A 23,589-nucleotide genomic window follows, 5' to 3' on the forward strand; every position below is an offset into this window, starting at 1 on the left:
TCCCAGTTTTCCCGACATAAAAGATCGTCGCGCCTCTGTTTCTCAATGTTTAGCAATGAGCAGACGCGATTGCTCATGCACAATCGACATTCGTATATGTCGTGAATGCTTGGGGCGTGAATGCCGCCGCTTCGGATCTTGACGCAGCTATGTGCTGCTCAGGCGCGAGGGACACCTTGTGAACAACAAGAAGCTCTTCCGGGTCCATCGGGAGGAGAAGCTCACGATGCGCAAGCGCCGTGGCCGGAAACGAGCGAAAGGCAAGCGTTGGTGTTGATCCCGCTGGCTGCCAATGATCGTTGGCGCGGGTTCAGGCTTCTGATGGTCGTGAGGAAAGCCGGACTCTCGTCGCCGATACTTCGCTCTCCGGCCTGCGGTCGCCTGTGGACTGGATCGGGTTATCGAGGAGCGTGGCAAGCCAAGCACTCTGGCCTCGGCTAACTAACCCTGCAGAGTTCGCCCAGATCGGCAACCCGCGACGTGATGCAGTGCTGCGCAGCCGGAATGGTCTCCGCACCTAAACCCGCCGATGCCGCCGCAGATGCGCAACCCACCGCTGGAGCGAACCCCAAACTGGATAAACTTGACGGTACAAGCTCAGCCAGATTGAATTGACATCGTCGGGCAGTCGTTGCAAAGGGCAACCTGCGGAGTACCGTTGCAAACGTGAGCCTGAAGGCCTCCAACTACGAAGTCTTCGCGCGGCCGCCTCCGCGCCAGTTGCTGCATAAGGTGGATGGCGTCCTCGGCGATCGCTCTTGGGGGTGTCGGCGCCATCGCGCGTGCAGCGACCCGGCGTCAGTGGTAGAACGGCTCGAGCACTTCAACGGCATTATATCTCCTGCGCTCCGCCGGACCGCCGCACGAGGCATATAGGGCGACAATCTGGATGAGATCCGTATTGACCGCATGTAACGATGCTCCCCGAGATTCGCACGTTGCCTCATTCATTTTGCTCCCAGTTGGAGCGAAGGAGTGGGGTGCGGAGATGGCGGGGTTTCGCAGCGGCCGGCCTCCTTCGTGAGCGCCATTGCCGTTTTCGACGGAAGTCGAAGGTTAATAACCATCGTCGCGGTATTTACTTTTGACAATGGGTGTGATGCGGCTTTGCGTGATCTTCTAAAAAGAATCGAGTCCCGCCGCCAATCCCCCGTTCTATCGCGCACCTACCGCATCCCAACGTGACTGTCGACCCTGCTTCCATTAGTCGTGCAGGGCAACCACGCGGTCTCTCGTGCAGATCCCTGCGATTTCGAATTGACGGACACCGACCCCGTTTGACGGTCGTGGAGTGCACGCACTTAGTCACCCTAGCCGCCCGCGCACTGCAACCCCGCTGTAGCGATCCTTCTACCTCTATGCTAAAGAAAGTTTTGGAAAAACTTGCCTCGTCGCCATCGTTCGACGGCGGCCTTGGCGCCAATCTTGCGAGGAGCGGGCTGATGGTCGCAGCGGCATGCGAGCCGACATTCTGCGCTCCCGACCGTCGAAGACGAGGTCGCTCTCGGCGTGTTAGTCAGCCGGAATGCGCCGGCCGTCGTGCCCCTAAATATCGATCTCGAGCCAGGTATTGGCCTCCAGACTGAAGAAAAATTCGGCGCTCTCACATGCTCATGCAATCCCGTGGTGGACAACCAACGCACATGATGGTGCAGTTCCTAGGGAATGTGGTGATGAGTCATGAGCCGTCCTATATCACCTTGAACGCTGCCCTCCTGGCTATCCGTTTCTTCGAGGCACCCACGATTATGGCGGCATCGGCGGCGCTGAGATCGGGATGGGCCGCCTTCAGTGCGTCTGCCCACGCCCCCTTGCTCTGCCCCGGCAGCTGCGGTGTCTGCCTAGCGATTTCGTCCAGCCTCGCCTGGTCCTGGGCCGACACCGTCTGGAACGCCGTCCTCACGGCGATATCGCGCCTTACGGCACCCACGACTATGGCGGCATCGGCGGCGCTGAGATCGGGATGGGCCGCCTTCAGCGCGTCCGCCCACGCCCCCTTGCTCTGCCCCGGCAGCTGCGGTGTCGCCGCCTTGATCTCGTCCAGCCTCGCCTGATCCTGGGCCGACACCGTCCGGAACGCCGCCCTCCTGGCGATATCGTCCCTAAAGGTGCCCAGGATGGTGGCGGCATCGGCGGCGCTGAGATCGGGATGGGCCGCCTTCAGCGCATCGGCCCAGGCCGCATTGCTCCCCCCCTGCCGCGGTGTTGCCGCCGCGATTTCGTCCAGCCTCGCCTGGTCCTGGGCCGACACCGTCCGGAACGCCGCCCTTTTAGCAATATCCTGCTTTATGGCACCCACGATTACGGCGGCATCGGCGGCGCTGAGATCGGGATGGGCCGCCTTCAGCGCGTCCGCCCAGGCCGCATTGCTCTGCCCCGGCAGCTGCGGTGTCTGCCTAGCGAGTTCGTCCAGCCTCGCCTGGTCCTGGGCCGACACCGTCCGGAACGCCGCCCTCCTGGCGATTTCGTCCTTTGCGGCGCCCACGATGGTGGCGGCATCGGCGGCGCTGAGATCGGGATGGGCCGCCTTCAGCGCGTCCGCCCAGGCCGCATTGCTCCGCCCCTGCCGCGGTGTCACCGCCGCGATTTCGTCCAGCCTCGCCTGGTCCTGGGCCGACACCGTCCGGAACGCTGCCCTCACGGCGATATCGTCCTTTAAGGCGCCCACGATTGTGGCGGCATCGGCGGCGCTGAGATCGGGATGGGCCGCCTTCAGCGCGTCCGCCCACGCCCCCTTGCTCTGCCTCGACTGTCGCGGTGTTTGCCTGGCGATTTCGTCCAGCCTCGCCTGGTCCTGAGCCGACACCGTCCGGAACGCCGCCCTTTTTACAATATTATGCTTTACGGAACCCACAATTATGGCGGCATCGGCGGCGCTGAGATCGGGATGGGCCGCCTTCAGCGCGTCCGCCCACGCCCCCTTGCTCTGCCCCGGCAGCCGCGGTGTCTGCCTAGCGATTTCGTCCAGCCTCGCCTGATCCTGGGCCGACACCGTCTGAAAAGCCGCCCTCCTGGCGATAACCCGCTTTACGGCGCCCACGATGGCGGCGGCATCGGCGGCGCTGAGATCGGGATGGGCCGCCTTCAGTGCGTCCGCCCACGCCCCCTTGCTCTGCCCCTGTAGCTGCGGTGTCTGCCTGGCGATTTCGTCCAGCCTCGCGTGGTCCTGGGCCGACACCGTCTGGAACGCTGTCCTTTTAGCAATATCCTGCTTTACGGCATTCACGATTATGGCGGCATCGGCGGCGCTGAGATCGGGATGGGCCGCCTTCAGCGCGTCCGCCCACGCCCCCTTGCTCTGCCCCGGCAGCCGCGGTGTCACCGCCGCGATTTCGTCCAGTCTCGCCTGGTCCTGGGCCGACACCGTCTGGAACGCGGCCCTTTTAGCAATATCCTGCTTTACGGCACCCACGATTATGGCGGCATCGGCGGCGCTGAGATCGGGATGGGCCGCCTTCAGCGCGTCCGCCCACGCCCCCTTGCTCTGCCCCGGTAGCTGCGGTGTCTGCCTGGCGATTTCGTCCAGCCTCGCCTGGTCCTGGGCCGACACCGTCCGGAACGCCGTCCTCCTTGCAATATCGTCCTTAAAAGAGCCCACGGTTATGGCGGCATCGGCGGCGCTGAGATCGGGATGGGCCGCCTTCAGCGCGTCCGCCCACGCCCCCTTGCTCTGCCCCGGCAGCTGCGGTGTCGCCGCCTTGATCTCGTCAAGCCTCGCCCGGTCCTGGGCCGACACCGTTCGATACGCCGCCCTCCTGGCGATAACCCGCTTTACGACGCCCACGATTACGGCGGCATCGGCGGCGCTGAGATTGGGATGGGCCGCCTTCAGCGCGTCCGCCCACGCCCCCTTGCTCTGCCTCGACTGCCGCGGTGTCTGCCTGGCGATTTCGTCCAGCCTCGCCTGGTCCTGGGCCGACACCGTCCGGAACGCCGCTCGATTGACGAGATCGCCCGTTGAGGCCCCCACGATTATGCCGGCATTCGCGGCGCTGAGATCAGGCGCCAACGCCAGCGGCCTTTGAGCATATAACGTCTGCCTGCGGCTGGGCCTGGGATCTGCGTCCTTCTCAGTAGTCCGCCTCTTGCGCCCGCCACCGGTCGGATCGCTGGGCTCCGCGGGCACCTCGGACATGGCCGAATGCTCCTCTCTTCCACCCGGCACCTCGGTGGGCCCGGCAACCGCTGAGGCTTCTAAATTCCCAAGGCCATGCAGCCCCCCGCGCTGAGGGCCAGTCTCCAGCGGCTGGCCCTCGACGAGGTGAATAGTGCGATCGGCATTATTGTATTCATCTGTTGTCCTCGTGAGGTTGAACGCGGTCTCTGCCGGGACGACCGGAACTCTCGTCAGTTCCGTCATGTCAGCCATCATTTGCGGGGTTTGTTCTTCAGGGCTTTGAAGCTCGGTCGGCGGGCTTGGCTGGTCGACGCTTAGCCTTTCCACGTAACGCAATACCGAATTCTCTTGCCAGATGTCGTCCGAATTGAAGTTGTCGGCCACTTGATCGACACGCGCCACTGAAGACTGCGCTCTTTGATCCGCTGGGTGCCGGCCCTCATCCGGCCGCGAAGAGCCCTGCCCCTTAGTCCGAGGGTCCCTGTCAACCATGCTCACCCCCCTGGGATATGGCCTTCAGGAAACAAGGGGTCAGCTGTCGGGCACCGACTGCTGACGGAAGGTCAGAATTTATCAGGGGCTCAAGCGACTTAACCAGAGTGCAAGGGGCGCGACTGCGACCATCGACCGCTCCAGCTTGCCGAGCCTCGTTCGGACGCCGCTCAATCACCGTGGGTCCCGTTTTTTGCTGTTGTGGCATGGGGCGGCTCTGCGGAATCGAGCTCAGGTGACGGGAGGCCGGCAGATCCCGAAGACATGGCCAGGCCGTTGATAACTGGTAGCGTAAACGCATCATTGCAGCAGAACCTCAAAAACCACGGAGAAGAGCCCGCGATTCAAACTAGCGCAGTCCCGGTATTGGATTGCATGCACAGGTGATATGCTCGCATCCGGTTAGTGAGCGGCTATGGCGCAGCTCCTGCGTGAACCCATAACGACAGCGGCGATCCTTCGAGAGATGCAGCGACGACCCGTTCTCCAGACCGGAGGTCCGTGCTTGATGTGGCGATCGGCTCGGATTGCTATCAACGCTGACGGCCGCCGGTGCCGCGCAAGCCGGTTACGACGAAACATCGACATGATCTCTTCTATGGTGGGATTGGCCCAACGATACCAGGGTAGTGGCAACTGTCGCCAATTGCGGCGCCAGTGAGGTCGGCCTTCGTCTTCGAACTCCTTGCTGGCTTCCGCTAAACAACGCGGCCTTATCACAAAAGGCTGGGAGATCTAACGATGATCCCGGCATCCGGACTTCTGCGCATTGCCGGCCGGTAATAGCGCGAAAGACTTGCAGCAATCGCAGCGCCGGCGGCACCCGTGACTAGTATCCGCACTGCCTGGCCCGTAACAATGCGCTGTGACCAGCGGAAGCCGATCTCGTGGAAAGACAAGGCATGCTGCGGGCTGATATGATGAAAGACGCCGGCAATGGTGCGGCGGACCCGGGACCTGAAACCTCCCACCGAGTGGACGGCGACTTGGACGAATTCGCGGCTCGAATGCTTTACGTTCTCATGCGTAGCAAAGCTCTTGCCAATCGCCATGAACGCCTCACCGCCCATCAGGCAGGTTGCGGTTCGATCCCTTTCGCCGTCGCGCGCCCTGCATGTATCGAAAGGCCTTTTCGGCCCCGTCCAGGCGGTAGACCGTCCGGATCCATTCTCGGTCGCTCACCGAGATGAAAACGGTCGATCTCCACCGTGCCATCTTGCATGTGCTCGCGCGCCAACATGAGGCGCAGCGCATATCCCATTCGCTAGCTATTGGGCATCACCAAATGTGGAAATGCCTATCTTCGCCGCATGAATGATCCATGCCGCCAGGCTGCTATCCCGCACCTGGCGCGAACCGGGACTGCAACCGGTTCGTGGATCGTGTCCAGGAGGTGGTTGTCTAATCGCTAAACTGGTCGTCAAGGTGCTTTAGGGGCGGCGGCGCGTGAAGACGATGTTGGCGGCGGCACTGCCTCAGCGTATTCAGGAACATTTTCGACGAGGCAATGCGCATCACGTGTCACCTTGCCTGTTGCGCTGCTCTTTTGGCCCCGTACTTGCGGCGCCGGGTCTCAAGGCTTCCGGGCGGTCATTTGCGAGATTCATCCCGTACGAGTGACAGGACAGGCGAATTGGCGCGTTGTAGGTCAGTGTGAACATGAACGACCAATAAGGCTCTGAGGGCAACGGGCTACTGAGCGACAGTCTAGATGAGACCCCTTGCTTGTCGCGCTGCAAGGGGGCTCATGACCAATCCTGATGAGCTTCGGCGCTTGCATATCTGAGCTGTCCCGACACGCGATGCCCTTCTACCAGCGCATTGTTGGATATCAGATGTGCATGCAAGGGGGCAGTGAAGCTCTGCTACTTTTACGGAGAAAGCCGTTCTGTCAGGTGGACGCGAGGCGAGTCTTGAATGTCGTGGAATAATAGGGTCGTCTGGTCGGAGGGCTTGTTCCTCCGCCCGCAGCATTTTCAGCAGGCCGATCGTCACGTCGAACAGCTGGTGCGCAGCAGGACGGCGGTTTTGCATGGGTACGGGTGGGGTATCAGCGAGCTGCGGCTCAATCGAGAGCTGCTTGGTCTCGGTAAGATCGCCATCGAAGCGGCTCGCGGCGTCTTGGAGGACGGGATGCCCTTCAGTATTCCTGACGAAGCCAACCAGCCAACTCCCTACGACGTTCCGCCGGATTTTCGAGATTCGCTTATTCACTTGGCGGTACCGTTTTATCAACCCGGCGCTCTTGAAACCGACGCGCAAGCGGGAATTGACGTACCTATCCGCTTCGCAGTCTCCACTGAGGATGTTGTCGACACCAACGCTGGCGAGCGAGGCAGCGCCTCCATCGACGTAGCGAGGCTGGATTTTCGACTGCTGCCGGACGCGGCAGACCGGTCTGGCTACACTTGCATCCCAATCGCCCGTATCATAGAGGTCCGGGCCGACCGACAGATCATTCTGGACGAAACGCACGTGCCGCCAACCCCCGACTGCGCCAGCTCCCGGGTCCTCTCGAACTACATCACTGAGATCACCGGCCTGCTTCACCATCGTGGTGAAGCTCTGGCCACTCGGGTCTCCCAGTCGGGAACGAACCGGGTTGCAGAGCTCGCGGACTTCCTTCTGCTGCAGGCGATCAATCGGTACGAGCCGTACTTCTGCCACCTGTCCAAGGCCGCCGTTGTAAATCCGGAATCGCTGTATGTTCTCATGCTCCAGTTGGCGGGTGAACTAGCCACGTTCGCCCGCGTCGATAAACGTGCCCCGACCCTTGGTGTTTACAAGCACGACTCTCTCGCGGAGGCGTTTTTGCCAGTGATACAGTCGATCCGGGCTTCGCTGGGTGCAGTGATTGAGCAGACTGCGGTCCCCGTACCGCTGCAGCGGCAAAAATACGGTGTCCATGTGGCTGAGGTGGCCGACCGCTCTCTCTTTACGACCTCGAGCTTCGTGCTGGCTGCTCGGGCTGATATTGAGGTCGAGCGCCTCCGGCGCGAGTTCCCGTCTCAGATTAAGATCGGCCCGGCGGAGAAAATCACGGAACTCGTCAATGTCGCACTGCCCGGCATTATCATCAATCCCCTACCGGTCGCGCCGCGTCAGATCCCCTTCCATGTTGGATTCAGCTATTTCGAGATCGATCAAAATAGCCGCTTCTGGAAGGATATGCCCCAATCCGCCGGCTTGGCGCTGCACGTTGCTGGCGACTTCCCAAATCTCGAAATGGCTCTCTGGGCCATCCGAGCCGGACAGAACCCACATTTGAGTTAGCCCACCAATGCCCCTCACGCTACGTGTACACAGCAATAGATGTAGTTTTCCGGAATATCTCGTGCCGGGCGACGCGGCTGGTGGACTGACTACCAGCCGAGCAGGCAACAGCCTGGTTCTGCCGGATGATCAGCAGATGGTCTCGAAATCCCACTGCTCAATCGAGTGCATGGCACGGCGATACGTACTGATCGACCGAGGCCGCGACGACACATGTCAAAATGACGAGGCGGTGCCGCTTCCGTCAGAGGCGCCGGTCGCCCGGAAAACCAGCGATGTTATTCAGATCGGCGCCTATATGACCGATGTCGTCGCGGTGTCGCCTTCGATATCCATTGCGGAGAGTGCCGCCGAACCGGAGGGACAACTTGCAGCGACAAGTGAGGAGTTGAGTCTTCTTGGCCCCCTCGAAACGGCCTCGTCGCTCCTGGCGGGCAATTGCACCCGGGGTGAAGAAGCGCTGCTGGACCTGAGGGACGGCGAGTTCCTACCATTGCCGTTCTTAGGCACTCGTTTAGACGCGCTGGCGGGCATGATGAGAAGTCCGTGGGATATCTACGCAGACAGTGTGCCAGATCGGGCCCCCATCTTGACGCAACCCAAGGTGGAGCAATCATCTCGCCAAGAATCATCGAGCGGCGGTCACGGCTTTCCTTGCCGCCTGCGGCTTATCATTGGCAGATGTCCGGAATGCCGGCATCGTAAGCGTGCTGGATCGTGCAGGGAAAATGCTTCTGTATTCCGCCGCGCTGCACAGCATACTCTCCGAGCGAGAGCTGGCGAACAATTATTCAGAAATAAGAGTTCCGACGAAAAAACCCTGAGTCTCGTTCCCGATGTCGGCGAGGCGTTGCGCGCAGTTCTGTGCAATGACTCCAGCGGGTCCCTCCGCGGAGACCTGGCCGTTGAGCAAGCCTTCACCGACCGTGGGACGCATGACGTGTCATTCGCGGTTGTGCAGAAGGCTCTGTCCAGCGTCCGTGCACGCTTGTCCCTAGCAGGGATCGAGAAGGCGATGGGGCGGCCCCGTTCCCTTTTGCACCGCAACCATAAGGCGCGAAACCGGAGTGCGTACGTGCGCGTCTTCAATGACGTCGTATCGAGCATCGAAACCGATTTGCTCCGGAGCTTCGGCGCCGACTTCGCGCGCCCAGTGCGAGAGCGTAGTCGACCCGCCCGCCGATCCCACGATGAGAGCGTCCGCTCCGAAGGGAAGTGGGCGGGTTGATGGTGGTGATTGAGGAAACGATGCCAAAATCCCAGCCACTCGTCCTCCTTCACGCCGAGGAGCAGTTGGCTGTCCCTTCGCCGTCATCGCCAGTGGCGGACGAACTTACCTGGGAGATGCTTGCGCTCGACCGACTTAATCCACTGGTCGCGGCCGCGGCGGCGCTGCTGGGTCTCAGCGCTCAGCTCAAGAGCAGTGCTAGCCATATCGACGTTGAAGCACTGCGCCTTAGGGTGCTGCGGGAGATCGATGCTTTTGAGCGTCGGATCACGCCGCTCGGATTGCCCTCGCGAGCGATCAAGGTCTGCAAATACGCCCTCTGCGCGACCATCGATGACATCGTTCTGAACACAGCCTGGGGCAGCAACAGCGTCTGGACGACGCGCAGCTTGGTGGGATCGCTGTTCAGCGATACCTGGGGCGGCGAGCGCTTCTTCGATCTGCTGACGCAATTGAAAAATGAACCGGCCATCAATATAGAACTGCTGGAGCTGCTCTACTACTGCATGAGGTTGGGCTTCGAAGGCCGCTACCGCGTCACTGCGGGAGGAGCCGCAGAGCTCAGTGTGCTGTGCGAAGACGTCTACCGCCTGATCCGAGCAGCCCGTGGTGACTTCGAGCGCGAACTATCCCCGCACTGGCGGAGGAACTCAAATAATCCGAAGCCACGCCGCACAATCGTTCCAATCTGGGCCGTCGTAGCGTTTGGGGCAGGATTACTCCTCTCGATCTATACCGGACTCCTGCATGCATTAAATGCCCGCGCCGACGCTGTCTTCAACGATATCGCGACATTGCCGCCGAACGGCGTTGTCAGATCGGCGAGAATCGCATTGCCACCAAAGGTTGTTATGAGCAGCGACCGACTGCGTAACTTCCTCGAGCCCGAAATCCGCGAAGGGCTTGTCACTGTGTCCGAGGACCCACAGCAGATCGTCGTTATCATTCGCGCCTCCGGGATGTTCGATTCTGCTAGTCCGGAAGTGAAGAAAATGTTCCTGCCGCTTCTTTTACGAATTGGTCGTTCTCTGAACGGTGAGTCGGGATCGGTCCTCCTGACCGGGCACACCGACGCCATTCCGGTGCAATCACTCGCCTTCCCTTCAAACGATTCCCTTTCGCTCGCGCGTGCGAGCGCAGCTGCCGAGATTATCAAATCCATGATGGATGACCCAGGCCGCGTGCGAGAAGAGGGCAGAGGGAGCGGAGAACCGGTCGCTTCGAACCACACGCCCGAGGGCCGCGCGCGGAACCGTCGGATTCAAATCATCATCACAAAGACACAATGAAGACAAGCCATGCAGTCAATCAAGAAAGCGCTTAGGTGGCAATGGCTCCGTGTCGGCGGGGCGGCGATCGTATGTGCCTTAATCTTCACGCTCGGACCGCATATCTCGGTCGGAGGATTTGCGCCGCTTGACAGCCTTCGCAGCCAGATCGCGGCATCGATGCTGATTCCGGTCGGATACACCGTGATCTACTTGATCCAGTCCCAGCTTTACAAGGTTCAGGCCTATTTTGAAGACCTCGTCCAATCACGAGTGTCGGGAGCGCTGGACGCGGGTGGGGCCGAGCAGAAGAAGGGAGACCCAAGGCCTTCCGACCGAAGTGTGGGGCAAGCCAGCACGCTTGCTGAAAGAGAGCTGGAGGCGATTCGTCATCGTTTCCGCGAGACCCTTACCACACTCAAGGGGCGCCGCTACGCAGGAGGTATCAGCAGGCGGTGGCTCTATCAGCGGCCCTGGTATGTGATGATCGGTCCGCCCAACTCGGGGAAGACCACAGCAATAGTCAATTCCGGGCTCAGCTTTCCGATGGCGGCGAGGTCCGGTCTGAGAGCCGCCGGTGGGTTAGCGGGTACGGAAAACTGCGACTGGTGGATCACCGATGACGCGGTGTTCGTCGACACTGCTGGGCGCTACACGGTACAGGAGGGTGATGCAGACCGGGACAAAGCGGTTTGGCGTGGCTTGCTTCGTATGCTCAGACGCTCCCGGCCACGGCAGCCGCTGAACGGTGTCTTAGTCACGATCGCAATCAGCGAGCTGAATTCTACATCCGAGGAAGTGCTCGCCGATCGCGCGCGCTGTATCCGTGAGCGGCTCCTCGAAGTGTACAGGGAGCTTCGCCTGCAACTGCCGATTTATGTGCTTTTCACTAAGAGCGATCTGCTGGCGGGATTTGTTGAATTCTTCGACGATCTGGGTCGCGAGGGGCGGGAGGCGGTGTGGGGGTTCACCTTTGCGCAAGAGGCGTCGGAGGACGAAGGCGATCCGATGGCGTTTGCCGCAGCATACGATGCGCTTGTTGGCCGCCTAAACGAAAGGCTGCTTGAACGAATGCAGCACGAAAGCAACCTCCAGCGTCGTGCGCTCATGTTCGGCTTCCCACAGCAGGTCGCTAGCCTCAAGCACCTGACGCAACAGTTCTTGAAGGAAGCCTTTGGCGGGAATTCGTTCCAGGAACCGCTTATGCTCCGCGGCGTCTACTTCTTAAGCGGCACGCAAATTGGCATGCCCTTCGATCGAGTTGCGAACGCCAGATCTCAGACCTTCGAGATCGCTCAGCCGCCCTGTACAGCGCTTCGTGGCCCGGGCCGTAATTATTTCATCAGCCGGCTGCTGCGCGAAGTCGTTTTCGCCGAAGCTGGGCTCGTCGATGCCAATCACCGCTTCGATCGGCGCCAGCGGCGGATCCGGTATGGCGCCTACACGATGATAGCGGCGGTCATTGTTACCGCCAGCGTCTTATGGACGTTCAGCTATATTCGGAATGTTCAGCTGATCGAGAGCGTTCGCCTAATGGCTGGCAGCTATGCCAGAGGGGCTGAAAAGCTGAAGCTCGACCGGGTTGAGAGTGGCGATCTTCGACCCATCCTGCCACTGCTTCAGCGGCTGCGTGATGCCAACGGCGACAGCGCGGGCGGCCGCCTATCAAGTTCGGGTCTCGACCAGAGTAAGAAAATCAAGGTTCAGACGCTCGCGGCGTACCGCCGCGCCGTGAACACCATCCTGCTGCCGCGGCTGATGTTCCGGTTGGAAACCTTATTGGTCGAGCGGCACGACGATGATCAGTTCGTCTACCAGGCGTTAAAGGTTTACCTGATGCTGGGTCAGCAGGGTCCGCTCCAGCGCGCGGTCGTCAAAAACTGGATGGCTGCCGACTGGCGAGTGATGTTTCCGGCCGAAGCCGATGCCGGCCTGCGCAGCGCGCTCGCTGATCACCTGGATGCACTCATGGAAGGGCCGCTGCCCCATAGTGAGCTTAATGGCGAACTGATCGAGAGGAGCCGCGCGAAGCTCCAGACCGTCTCGATGGCGCGCCGCGTCCTCGACATCATCGCGACCAGTCCCGAAGCCTCGCGGGCGCCAACCTGGCGTCTGGCCGACCATGCCGGGCCGCTGGCGCAGGGCGTCCTGGCTCGCAAATCGGGACAGCCGCTCAGCGAGGGGGTTCCTGGCATCTACACGAGGGCGGGGTTTTACGGAACCTTCCTGCGATTGCTGCCGCAAGTGGCTGACGCTGTCGCTGCAGAAGGCTGGGTTCTCGACTCACAGGTAGTCGCGCCGATTGCAGCCGGTGATGTGAGCCAGAAGCTGCGGCGTTCGGCGGCGGATCTCTACGCTCAGGAGTTCGCGTTGCGCTGGGACCAGCTCATTGGCGATATGTCCATCCGCCCGTCTGGGGGTATCGATGACGCGCTGCGCACCTTGAACACGCTGTCCGCGCCGACGTCACCAATGCGCCTGTTCCTTTTCGCGGCGGCGCAGGAGCTAAAGCTCAAGCAACCACCGGCTCCCGAGGACGGCTTGACGAAAGGTGACAGTGTCCCCCAGGGCGAGGTGTTGCCAAGCGAGCTCGAGGCACTGTTCCGGTCTCAACCGGCCGCGGACACGCCTGAAGCTCACGTCCAGCTCTATATGGGCGATCATTTCCGGTGGCTGCACCAGCTGGTCGAAGTGCCGTCGAACAGCCAAGCGGGCGCGCAGGCGCCGATCGACAGTGCTCTCCGGGATCTCGGCGAACTGTATCGCTCCCTCAGCCAGGCGCAGGGGCTGGCGGGTTCGAACATCTTGGAACACAACGGGCAGGCGGGCGTCGCCATCCAACAGATCGAGGCGGGGGCGGCCGATCTGCCCGAACCCATCCGGCAATGGATCCTCGGCCTCAGCCGCCACAGCTCGGACCTAACCGTCAGCGGCATGAGGCGCGGGTTGGCGAGCGGTTGGGCGGGCGGCCCCGGCGATTTGTGCCGACGGGCTACCGAAGGACGGTATCCCTTCGCGAGCGGATCCCGCCGGGATATCCCTTTGAGCGATTTCGCCCGGCTGTTCGGCCGCAAGGCGGAGATCGACACTTTCTTCGCCGAGAACCTTTCCCCATTCGTCGACAAATCCAAAGGTTCGTGGCAGTTTCGGCCAACGAGCGGTGTCGATTTCCCTATCGGCCGCAATACCTTGGCCCAGTTCCAACGGGCAGCCACGATCCGCGACACCATGTTCGATGATGCCGGCCAGGTGTCAGTTGGATTCCTGCTCACCGTCGCCGAGACCGATCCGTTGACAGACCAGGTGGTGGTAGACATCGACGGCCAGCGCCTCGAACATCGACGAGGAACGGCCGCCGCGGCCATGCATTTCCATTGGCCTACGGCCGGCGGCGTCGGCGGCGCTTCCGTCGCTTTCATCGGTTTTCAAGGCGCCACCCTCTCCAAGAGCGGCCATTGGGCGCTGTTTCGCCTCTTAAATGAGGCGGATAAGCAGCCATTGGGAGGAGGGGACCTTATTCAGGTACGACTGGTGTCCGGTCGCCATTGGGCGGTTTTTAACCTCCAGCCTGACAGCGTGATGAGCCCGTTGTCCCGCAATCTGCTGTCAGAATTCCGATGTCCAGATTTCTTATGAACGCCGGGATAGCATCCGACTGGCGCTGGGAAAGCCCTATGGGGTCACGAGACGCCCACGCAGGTCTGCGGCGGGAGAGGTCGGCATGTCGGTTGCCGGCCGGATCGGAGGCGGTCACGGCTGCGACTGGCGGCGATCGTCGCTTGATCTCGGCGCGCCGCTTTCCCGCTCGACTAGACCGCTGGAGAGCGCGGTCACCTCCATCAGGCAGATCTTCGGGAAGTTGGGTGATCAGATCCTGTCCCACCCTATCAACCGACGTACACTGATCTAGAACAGGAAACTGGAGAGATATAATGGCCGGAATGAAGCACAATAGGACAAGAGCGAAGAAATTTCTGCAGTTGATCGACCAGACGAAGAACAGAGCGGATTTGGAGTTCTGCTTTGCGGTCGGCACGGTTGGCGATCTGCGGAAGCCTGCTGTCCTGGTGAGTAAGAAAAAGCTCAATGGATTGGCACAAACTTTGAAAAACATGCCTTTTGAAGATGATGAGGATAGTAGTAAGGAGAACTTTTCGCTTCTGCGGAGAGGCACGGGCAGGATGAACGAAAACGGCGTTATCCTCGTCAAGTTGGCTGATGGTGGAAAGGCCGGGTTCCCGCAGGTCCAAAAGGTGATGAAGAAGTATTTCGTGAACTTCCGCATGAGGTTGCCTGACATGCAGGAAGCAGGAATCTTAACTGAAGAAGACATTCAGCAGTTTGAGATGAACGCCGAGGAGAACTCCCAATTTCTTCCACCCGACGACTCTGAAGAATTCAATCGGCCGATGACGGCGCTCGATAGCGCGGAAGGGAACTCTGCAGGGAGTGTTGAAGAAACTGAAGAGAGAAGCAAGCGTGAAGGCGGGGCTGAGCTCCTGGAGCAGCTTCTCCCGGAAGTGAAGGAGGGCATTGCCGCCGCGGCCGCGACCATTTCCAATCACGCAGTAAGTCTCAGCGCGCAAATTGGCGCGGGACAGACCGCAGAGTTGTCCCATCTGACCACGAAGATCGCGGATTGGCTGCAACGTGTGCTGGCTGCGACGCCTCCGGAAGAGCAGGAGGCAACGCTGCACAACTTCGCCGGCCGACTTCTGTTGATGCTGGCCTATCCTGAGAATCTGCGAAATCTTCAATATGTGGATGACATGCCCGATGGGGCGGGGCAGGGCGAGACAAACGGCGACCGCCGCGAAGAGGTCGTGGTGAATGGGATCGATCTGAACAGAGTTCCAACGGGCGCTCTCGATCAAGACGAGGTAGTAGAGTCCTTGTTCCGTCTGATCAAGGCAAAGGCTCAGGAGCGACAGCTTTCTTATCCGCTAGAGAACGCGAATTCTGAGAGGATTGCGAAGATAGTGTCGTCGCAATGGCCGAAGGAACTAGGCGATGCAGCCCGTAGGCGCGCGGTTGTGGAGCGTCTGATCGCAGCGGTGGTCCCGCGGCTCGGTAACGATGATCAACTTCTGGTCCTTCTTGGCATCGCAGACCAGCCCGAAAGGACCAAATCCATCGAGAACTCGGTCGAAAGTATCATAGCTATATGGCAGGCTCATCTCGACACTGCCTTGACGCTGCGGGATGAGGTAAAGAGCAAGATCAACCAGATGGTCGATGTGGAAGCCCGCGGCGGAACGTGGAGGTATGTCGACGACATCTTCCTGCAGTTCGGAGGAGAGCTTTCAGATCAGCTCTCCGCCATCACCGAACGCAACGGTGAGGCACTGTCGAGCGCGACCGAGCGTGTCCGAACCACAGTCCAGAAGAAGCTCGATTATCTCAACGGCAGCGACATTGTAGCCATGCTTGACAATCCTCCAATCGACATCGGTCCGGGCACTATAGGGCAGACGCTGCGGGAAGGGCTCGCGGCCATCACCGATGGACTGAAGCGCATCGAAACCTCGCGCGCCGCGCCCGCCGCGTAATAATCGCCTGTCTCGATGCCGGCCGACCCACCGGAAGGCCGGGCGAGCAGGCCATCAACGGCCTCATCAGCGACGGAAGGAGTTCCGCCGCTCAGGTGGGTCAGCGAAGCGGTGAAGGAGCGGCGCACCAACAGAGGCTCTTCTTCATCGGCTGCCGCTTCAACGACCAGATGCTGCGCACCTACGCCCGACGGATCATGACGCGATCCAACGCACCACGTTTTGCGGTGCTGGATGCGGCAGCGCCGACCAACAACCAACGCCGTTTCCTTGCAGCAAGCCCGATCACGCTTATCGACGTGCCGACTGGCGAAGCTGCGGCTAGGTTTATCGGCTGAAAACCAGAGTAGAGAAGGAGTGTTGCGGGTACGACGATACACGAGGATTTCGGAGGTCGGTCGTCGGCACCGACGTCGGAGGCGGATTTGCCGTAAACGTTGATCATCACGGCCGCTGTTTGAAAGTGCCGCTCGCCTTGCTATGAATCCACCCATTCCTTTTTGCACGCATTCCATCCACAAAAACGATTTTACTGCTCAAAACGATTGCCCTTAGAAAACGCTGAAGAGCGCTGTGTAGATTATGTGGAGTTCTAAAAAAATGGGTCCTCAGGTGCGGAGACGATGCTGGAAATTCGACCTGGAGCCCTCTGTCAGTTGCCTGGCCTCGATTGTTATCTTACGCTGGTCGTGATCGGGCAGAATCTTCACCGTTGCTTCTCCCGTTTCAGTGCTGATAGGGCTCTCACAAGAAGCACTGTTCCCTGGTCGACTAACCTGTGAGTGCATCTCCCACAATCACTAGAAGCCAGAGCAGGCGCGCTCGCAGCCGCGAGGACTTGGTCTGCGCCTTTTGCAGGGCCACCAAACCTCGTGATGTTTTCTTGCGGCTGTCGGGCCGAAATATGAAGGATTGAGTGATGTGGATAGGTTAGGCAGTTCTGCTGCAAGCGCTTCGGCCCGGGTTTCTGTGCGGCGTCGCAACAATGATCAAGAAGGTTGCGCAGGATCGGTTGTCGGCAATGTCGCCGCGCCGGTCACTAATGGTATCGGCTTCGACCCCGTGAGCTCTAGCTGCACTGTCAAGCGCCACCCTATGAAACTACGAAGGCCGGTGGCCAGGCCAGAGCGACCTACCTTCCGAAACGAACTGGAGAGCAACATGCTGTGTCTAGGGCTCAGTGGCGGTCTAAGCAAAGATTACGAAAATTCGTCCGATCTACCGAGCACCTTTATGCACGATGGGGCTGCGGTTCCCGTTCGCGACGGGCGAGTGATAGCGGCGGTCGAGGAGGAGCGCCTTAACCGGATCAAGCACTCCAACAAGTTACCAATGCGTTCGATTCAATATTGCCTCGCATCTGCAGGTGTTCACCTGAGCGACATCGACCGCATCGCGTATTATGCGACCGAGGCCTATTGCAACGCTGTGCTCGAGCGCGTGCGCCTCTTTCACCCAAGCACCCCAGCATCGGATCCGAGACTGTTGCAACGGGCTCGGGGAAGTCGACACGGGCGCTATATTCCTGTGGGACACCCCGATGTTCCATGTGATCGCCATCGTCACACAGATCTGGCCGCCCCTTGGACGCGTGATGGCACAATGCCATGAGGTTGTCACCCGCGCTCCACCGCCGAGATGAACTCGAAAACGTTGGACCCGGAATTGATTGTTGAGGAATGAACGTCATGAAACGCTATGTAGAAAAAGAGGTGACGGATCAACTCGCTTATAGGCGAAAGATGTTGCAAGATTGGAGAGGAGAGCGCCTCACTGGACACCAGATAAACTTGGCATCAATAGACCTCAACCTCCTGGTCGCGCTCGAGGCTCTGCTCGAATACCGGAACGTGACGCACGCGGGCCAGCACATCGGGCGGAGTCAACCGGCGATGAGCCGGGCACTGGGAAGGCTGCGCGGCATGTTCAATGATGACCTGCTGGTGCGGTCTTCAACGGGTTTGATCCCAACGCCGCAAGGCGAACACTTGGCTCAAAGGCTGCCGTCGGCACTGCGTACGATCCGAGAGATGGTGACAAGCCGCAGCGTAATCTCAAAAGAATGGGGGAGGGGGGCAACGCTGGCGATCCCCGATCATCAAGCTTTGGCTGTACTACCGCGCCTCCTGCCGTGGTTACGCGAGCGTGCCCCTCATCTCGACACACTCGCCTGTTTGCCGTTTGATCGTGCCGTGCGGGGGCTTGAGCAAGGTGATATTGATTTGGCCGTTGGGCATATTGACGTGCAACTGCCTGGCTATTTTCGGCGCAGTCTCTATACAGACCGCTTCGCGTGTTTGTTGCGCCACGACCATCCCGCGCTGGCGCAGGAATGGACGATCGACAACTTCGCGACCTTGCGTCACGCTGCCATCAGTACGGACTCCCCCGACCATTTCGGCCCGATCTACGACCACTTGCCCAACCTGCGAGAGGATCGTAGTCCCATACTTTTTTCCAGCGTTCTCACGGCAGCGGTGGTGGCTTCGGGGACGGATTTGGTATTGCTCGTCCCGCGCCGCGTTGCGACCCAAGTTTCCGCGATGCTGCCGCTTAGGGTTGTTGATCCACCCCTCGAGCCGGCACCGTACAAGGTCATGCTCATCTGGCACGAGCGGTGCCATCACGACCCGCAGCATAAATGGCTGCGCAAGGAGGTCGCCGCAGCGTTGGAGACGGGAGCAGACTGACACAGAAGCGGTGATCGGGATGCTCCCGAAGCATCAAAGAGAGCAAACGGGGATTTTGCGCGGGGAGATGACCAAGAGCTCAGCGCTGCTGCGCCCGAGAGTGCCAGGCATGTTGGACGAATATCGAGACTTGGATGCCTATGTGCTCGCGGGGTCTGCTTGTATCCGGGCTTCTGCTGAGCTGCGGCTCGGCCCTGCAGTGGCGCGGATATCTTCGCGCCGGCTCTCGGATCGACCATTTTGATGGTGATCGTCAAGTGATCAACATTTATGTCAGCAGGCTCGCCGACACGGTCTGGCACTGCCGGACCGTTGGTTGAAAGACACAGCTTGATATCGGGGACCTCTGTGGCTCCGCGTGCAAATGTCGCCTTTGTCTTCTTCCGGTCATAACAGGCATCGCTTGGTCCGGCGATAAAGAGCACGGAAAGCTGAGGGACTTCATTGGCGACCGCAACGACCTTTCGCAGCGCCTGGTCAGGCGTAGGCCGGCTTTCGTTGGCGCAGTATTTACTATTGCAGTAGTTGCACTGGATATTGCAAGCTGGTGCGGCTACGACGTGCATGCGCGCGAAATAGTAGTGCGCTTTTTCTAAATAGCAGGAAAGGTCCGTGATTTTCTCCCAGACAGCCGGCTCGACGTGGTGCGGCTTTGCGGACGAACCGCACAATGACGCGGCGCAAGCAGTGGACTTCGCTGTGGCCAGCAGTTGGTTCATAGTTGTCGTGCTGGTCAGGTTCTTGAGCGAAATCATTGGTGGGGGCATTAAAGGCTCCGTTGCTGCTTAACGTCGCGGTTCAAGAAGCAAGGGCCATGCCAATGAAAATTGCGTTAGTTTTCAATTGGTTAGAGTTTTTTGTCCGGTTCCCTCCATTTGCGACCCGACATAGGGTTGTCAGGCATTCGACAATAGACCTACACCGGTAAAATGGCGGCTCGCCTCGAGTGCTTGAGTTGAGGAGGGCAGGTCGGGCCGCTCGACCACACCAGGCTTAGAACTTTCTTTCACCCCGATTTGATGCCCGCGGATGGCATAACCAGCCTAACGTGGGGTGACGCCGAGAGGCGAGCCGCCTGGCCCCAGATTTCTCCCTCGCGTCGATCAGCCGCTCCCGCTCGGTCAGACGAGCCCGATTGGGAGCCAGGCAGGATCGTTCGGATACAGGCTTTGGAGGAGACTTCGCCGAGACAGGCACCGGCAGCCCCGGCGGCCGCAAACGGGGATCCAGTCGACATTGGGCTCTTTCTGGCGAACTCGTCGATCGCATTGTCGCCGAATGGACCGTTAGCTACCTTCCACACAAGCGCAGAGAGGCCCTGGCTGTTCTTGCAGACAAAATCCAACGCACCAATGGTCCTTGATTGCGCGGGAGTTGCTGTCCTACGCACGCTGTTTGAGTTCACAGACGTTCCCTGGGAAGTGGCATTGCGAGGCCAAGTCAAGCGCCGACGGCGCGAATGTCCGTTCGCAGATGCATAGAACGCCATTTTCAACTCAAGACCAGACTTGCGACGGGCCATGGACCACGAAAATGGGTCGAATTGCATGATCGCGAAACGATCCGCGACTGTCCTATCGGTATTGCCGCGGGATAGACGGGCGGACGAGGCGGGGCTGCGCAGCTCCTTCTGGCCTGATGCGCAGGACGTTCACGGAGCGTACACGGGCTCCGCCGAGGGATTCATTGAGTTCACGCTTGGTGTCTTCAAGACCGAACCGCGCAACATCCACCAGATCACCAACGTTCTGATTGAGTTTATCAGCCCGGCTGAAGCACCTGTCGAGAGCTACTTCACTGCGCTCCAACGAGGGCCGGACTGCGGCCGGATCAAACGTTGCCAGGTTTCTCCTATGTGGTCGATATTGCGACCATTTTCTGAAAAGGGAAGGGGAGTGGAGAATTGCCGACCGCACAGTGGTCTATGATTGGCTCGAGGAGCAGACACAGCAGGCGGCGTCGCCAGAGTTTGAGCGGTTCGGTTTCAGGCAGCCGATCGGAACATCGCATTCTAACGACCCGGTCTATACGCTCGGAAGCGGCAAAGAGCATGAAAAGCCGAGGCGGAATAGCGGCGCGTTCAGCTGGTGCCGAACTCTTCTTTTCCGGGACGTGGTGCTAACTTGCTGTCATCTGGCTCCTTTAGCGTTAGATCGCATACGCCGGAGCAGGAGAAGCTAATCCATGAAGCAAGCAGACACCCGCCGTCATTACACGCGCTGCAGGCGGGATTGGCCGCGCTCTGGTCGATGCCTTTGCGACAAACGGCGACATTGTCGTTGCCGTGGATCTTCCTGGAAGCGGAACGGTGCGGTGCGGCGTTGCCGCGCGGCCCTGCGATCTTCAATGTGGCCTCGCTGGGCGGGTTGCTGGGCGCCCCAGACGCAACGGCTACGCTGCCTGGAAGGGGCCTGATCTTGATCACGAAAAGTTTGGCATGCGAGTTGGCGTCGCGTCGAGTGGGCCTGACGGCCATAAGAGCTCGGCTATGTGCGCACGCCGATGGTCGAGAACTGGAACGCGCCGACGAGACGGATCTCGCCGCTATTCGCCGACGCGTGCCGATGGGGCCCATGGGCGCGTCCCGATGATGTCGACCGGACCTTGCGGTTTCCGGTCAGCTCGCACGTCGATCATTCATCGACATCGTGTCGGACGGTCGCCTTGGGCTTGGCGACGGGTCCGGATACGAGCGATTCGAGTTCAAGCGCTTCGGTGTCGTTATTCATGAGGCGCCTGGGGAGTACCTGGGTGATCTTTTAGGGGCTCAACCAGAAGGTTTTCGAACCCGACGGCCATTATCAGAAGATACCCCCAACGGCGATATCGTTGCGGACCACCCAGAAGCCAGCCCCGCCAATCTGCATCGCGGCAGGATCGGAGTGCAGCATGAGGCGGGCCGTCGCAGAGAGTCGCAGCAATTATTGCAGTCTCTAATCTTCGCCTGCGTCCTCCCGTAATACAAGGGCGTATCAACTCAGCCGGCGGCGCAAAAAGTCCTCACGATGAGGCAAGCTTTTAGCCGCGGTTCAAATTGAGGTGTTCGAAGTACCAAGACGGGTCATCATCGGATGAATCTGTCTCGACACTGGCGTCACTCGAATGCTCCTCGACACCTGCTTCATCGTCGCTAAGATACTCCACGGTTTTAGAGAGATAACTCCAAGGTTTGTCGGCGCGCTGCCATCCACCCTTGCTATTCTTTGTCCACTTGTCGGGATGTTGCGTAGGGTCGAGCACCCAGCGATTTTCACCCACATTAACGAAACCCATCTGCTCTAGACGGGTTCCCATCTCCGGCGTAGCGGGACGTGACATGATCAACGGCTGTTCGCCGTCGAGTTGAAGTTGATGTTCGAGCAGAATATCGCCTGCGTTCTCGACAAGCGGATGAGTAACGCGAAGGTCTGCAATCGACGTGATTCTTCTTCGACCGGGAAATAGTTCCCGCCACGGCTCGTTTTCGATGCTAAATCCATCCTCTGTTCTTAAAAGCCCAACGCTTCGTTCTCCCAGATCATAGCTGAAATATCGCGCGCTGGGCGTATCATTGTCGGTGCCGCCGTAGAGTCGAGCGATGGTAGCCGTACGCAGGGCTTTAGAGGACACGAAGGGCGAGTACTCTTGTGGATTGACGGAAATGTGCTTGATTTCATCACCGTAAAATTCCCTTACTTTTCTGGCAAATGTCGATCTGTCGAGCACCTTAATTGGAGGTTCGGAAGAGAGCGAGTATGGTCGCGTTGGCGACGAAGGCGAAAGAGCATGGGGATCTGGCGTTGATCGGGACGGCATGCCCGTAAGCGTTTGTGCCCCGGTCATATTCTCGATCCACCCCGCCATGGCCCGGGTGCGATCATCTTCCTCGGAAATGTTGTAGCGCAGCGATCGTTCTGAGTTATCCATGGCGGTCTCTCCTGAGAGTGAAAGGTGTGATGAAGCGCATTCTTTTCAGTCGCTTCACATGGGAACGGTGCGCTCACATGTCCGGCCTATAAAGCGGATACGTGACTGCTAGACTCGATGAAGCGGGCGGTGCGCGTTGCATGCGCCGCTCCTGATCCCTTTACCTCAGCCCAAGCCTCGAGGATCCGCGAAAGCGTGGCTCCCTTCGCCAGACCATCGTCGAATCGGCTGACAGTCCGTCGGAGGTGTCTGCGCCGCGGCAGGGCTAAGATTAGCTTGAATGTTAGAGGCGTCTCGGAAAATTTACCGCCCCGCGGGCCTGTTCTGTTTTCACCGTTGTTGGTCTCCAATTGCAGATTACGCATATGCTAGTGCAACCGGACTGGTCGCCATCATGCAAAATCGATATTCTAAAATGCTTTGGAAAAGCGGAGCCACGTGACCCCTTAGGTGGTGAAGGTGACCTGCCACTGCGAATTTCCTCCAGAATTGATTAGAGTCCGGCCCATCAAAGGACGGACGAATGAAGAAGCAGAGGTTTACCGAAGAGCAGATAATTGCGGTACTGAAGGAGCAGGAGGCAGGCGCGAAGGCGGCCGACCTCTGCCGTAAGCACGGGATTTCGGAAGCGACGTTTTACAACTGGAAAGCCAAATACGGTGGTATGGAAGTGTCCGAGGCCAAGCGGCTGAAGGCGCTTGAGGACGAGAACGCCAGGCTGAAAAAGCTGCTGGCCGAACAGATGCTGGATGCGGCCGCGCTCCGCGAGCTTCTTGCAAAAAAAAATGGTAGGGCCTGCCGCCAAGCGTGAAGCCGTCACGCATCTGAAGGCCGTGATGGGTCTTTCGGAGCGGCGGGCCTGCCAGATCATATCCGCCGACCGCAAGACGGTGCGTTATCGGTCCTGCCGACCGCCGGAGGTGGCGCTGCGGGCAAAGCTGCGTGACCTTGCAAACGAGCGTCGGCGTTTCGGCTATCGGCGACTGTTCGTCCTGCTTCGACGGGAAGGAGAGCCGTCCGGCGTCAATAGGATCGAGGTTCCAAATTTGATTTCCGGAGGACCGGC

At 59.7% G+C, this 23,589-nt stretch carries 8 protein-coding genes and 6 pseudogenes; 10 read left to right on the forward strand and 4 right to left on the reverse strand.

Going from position 1 to position 23,589, the window contains the following annotated elements; all coding sequences use genetic code 11:
* Positions 1-85 precede the first annotated feature (85 nt).
* Positions 86-442 (forward strand): annotated as a pseudogene (locus tag AMK00_RS32200) (IS3 family transposase); the annotation flags it as partial.
* A 1,248-nt stretch (positions 443-1,690) separates the two neighbouring features.
* Here the strand turns inward: AMK00_RS32200 and AMK00_RS23805 are convergent.
* Positions 1,691-4,360: a hypothetical protein gene (locus AMK00_RS23805; RefSeq protein ID WP_237352973.1), complete on the reverse strand. Its 2,670-nt coding sequence runs from the start codon at positions 4,358-4,360 to the stop codon at positions 1,691-1,693.
* Between the two features lie 965 nt (positions 4,361-5,325).
* Positions 5,326-5,873, reverse strand: a pseudogene (locus AMK00_RS31320) (transposase); the annotation flags it as partial.
* Positions 5,874-6,526: 653 nt separating this feature from the next.
* Here AMK00_RS31320 and tssK point away from each other — a divergent pair.
* From tssK to AMK00_RS23850, 8 genes and pseudogenes are all read left to right on the forward strand, one after another.
* On the forward strand, positions 6,527-7,882 hold the full coding sequence (gene tssK / locus AMK00_RS23815; protein ID WP_016737477.1) for a type VI secretion system baseplate subunit TssK: 1,356 nt from the start codon (positions 6,527-6,529) through the stop codon (positions 7,880-7,882).
* A gap of 7 nt (positions 7,883-7,889) precedes the next feature.
* A complete protein-coding gene (locus tag AMK00_RS23820) occupies positions 7,890-9,110 on the forward strand; it encodes a type VI secretion system-associated FHA domain protein (protein ID WP_185171510.1) in 1,221 nt (406 codons plus the stop codon).
* Entirely contained in the window at positions 9,110-10,399 is a 1,290-nt protein-coding gene (gene icmH / locus AMK00_RS23825) for a type IVB secretion system protein IcmH/DotU (protein ID WP_008536065.1), read from the forward strand. Before AMK00_RS23820 ends, icmH begins: the two co-directional genes overlap by 1 nt.
* 9 nt (positions 10,400-10,408) lie before the next feature.
* Positions 10,409-14,014 carry a type VI secretion system membrane subunit TssM gene (tssM, locus tag AMK00_RS23830; RefSeq protein WP_012489525.1) on the forward strand — a complete coding sequence of 1,202 codons (3,606 nt, stop codon included), beginning with the start codon at positions 10,409-10,411 and terminating at the stop codon, positions 14,012-14,014.
* A gap of 296 nt (positions 14,015-14,310) precedes the next feature.
* Positions 14,311-15,927, forward strand: a complete 1,617-nt coding sequence (locus AMK00_RS23840) for a hypothetical protein (protein WP_012489526.1) — start codon at positions 14,311-14,313, stop codon at positions 15,925-15,927.
* A gap of 99 nt (positions 15,928-16,026) precedes the next feature.
* Positions 16,027-16,265: pseudogene (locus tag AMK00_RS23845) on the forward strand (SIR2 family protein); the annotation flags it as partial.
* 823 nt (positions 16,266-17,088) lie between these two features.
* A pseudogene (locus tag AMK00_RS31330) lies at positions 17,089-17,415 on the forward strand (carbamoyltransferase N-terminal domain-containing protein); the annotation flags it as partial.
* 191 nt (positions 17,416-17,606) lie between these two features.
* A complete protein-coding gene (locus AMK00_RS23850; protein ID WP_012489527.1) occupies positions 17,607-18,617 on the forward strand; it encodes a LysR substrate-binding domain-containing protein in 1,011 nt (336 codons plus the stop codon).
* 209 nt (positions 18,618-18,826) lie between these two features.
* Here the strand turns inward: AMK00_RS23850 and AMK00_RS31335 are convergent.
* A pseudogene (locus tag AMK00_RS31335) lies at positions 18,827-19,384 on the reverse strand (radical SAM protein); the annotation flags it as partial.
* 2,251 nt (positions 19,385-21,635) lie between these two features.
* Positions 21,636-22,523, reverse strand: coding sequence for a hypothetical protein (locus tag AMK00_RS23870; protein WP_064812001.1), 888 nt, complete (start codon positions 22,521-22,523; stop codon positions 21,636-21,638).
* A gap of 523 nt (positions 22,524-23,046) precedes the next feature.
* On the opposite strand from AMK00_RS23870, the pseudogene AMK00_RS32205 reads away from it, so the two are divergent.
* Positions 23,047-23,557, forward strand: a pseudogene (locus AMK00_RS32205) (transposase); the annotation flags it as partial.
* Positions 23,558-23,589 lie beyond the last annotated feature (32 nt).

The organism is Rhizobium sp. N621, assembly GCF_001664325.1.
Classification (GTDB): Bacteria; Pseudomonadota; Alphaproteobacteria; order Rhizobiales; family Rhizobiaceae; genus Rhizobium; species Rhizobium esperanzae.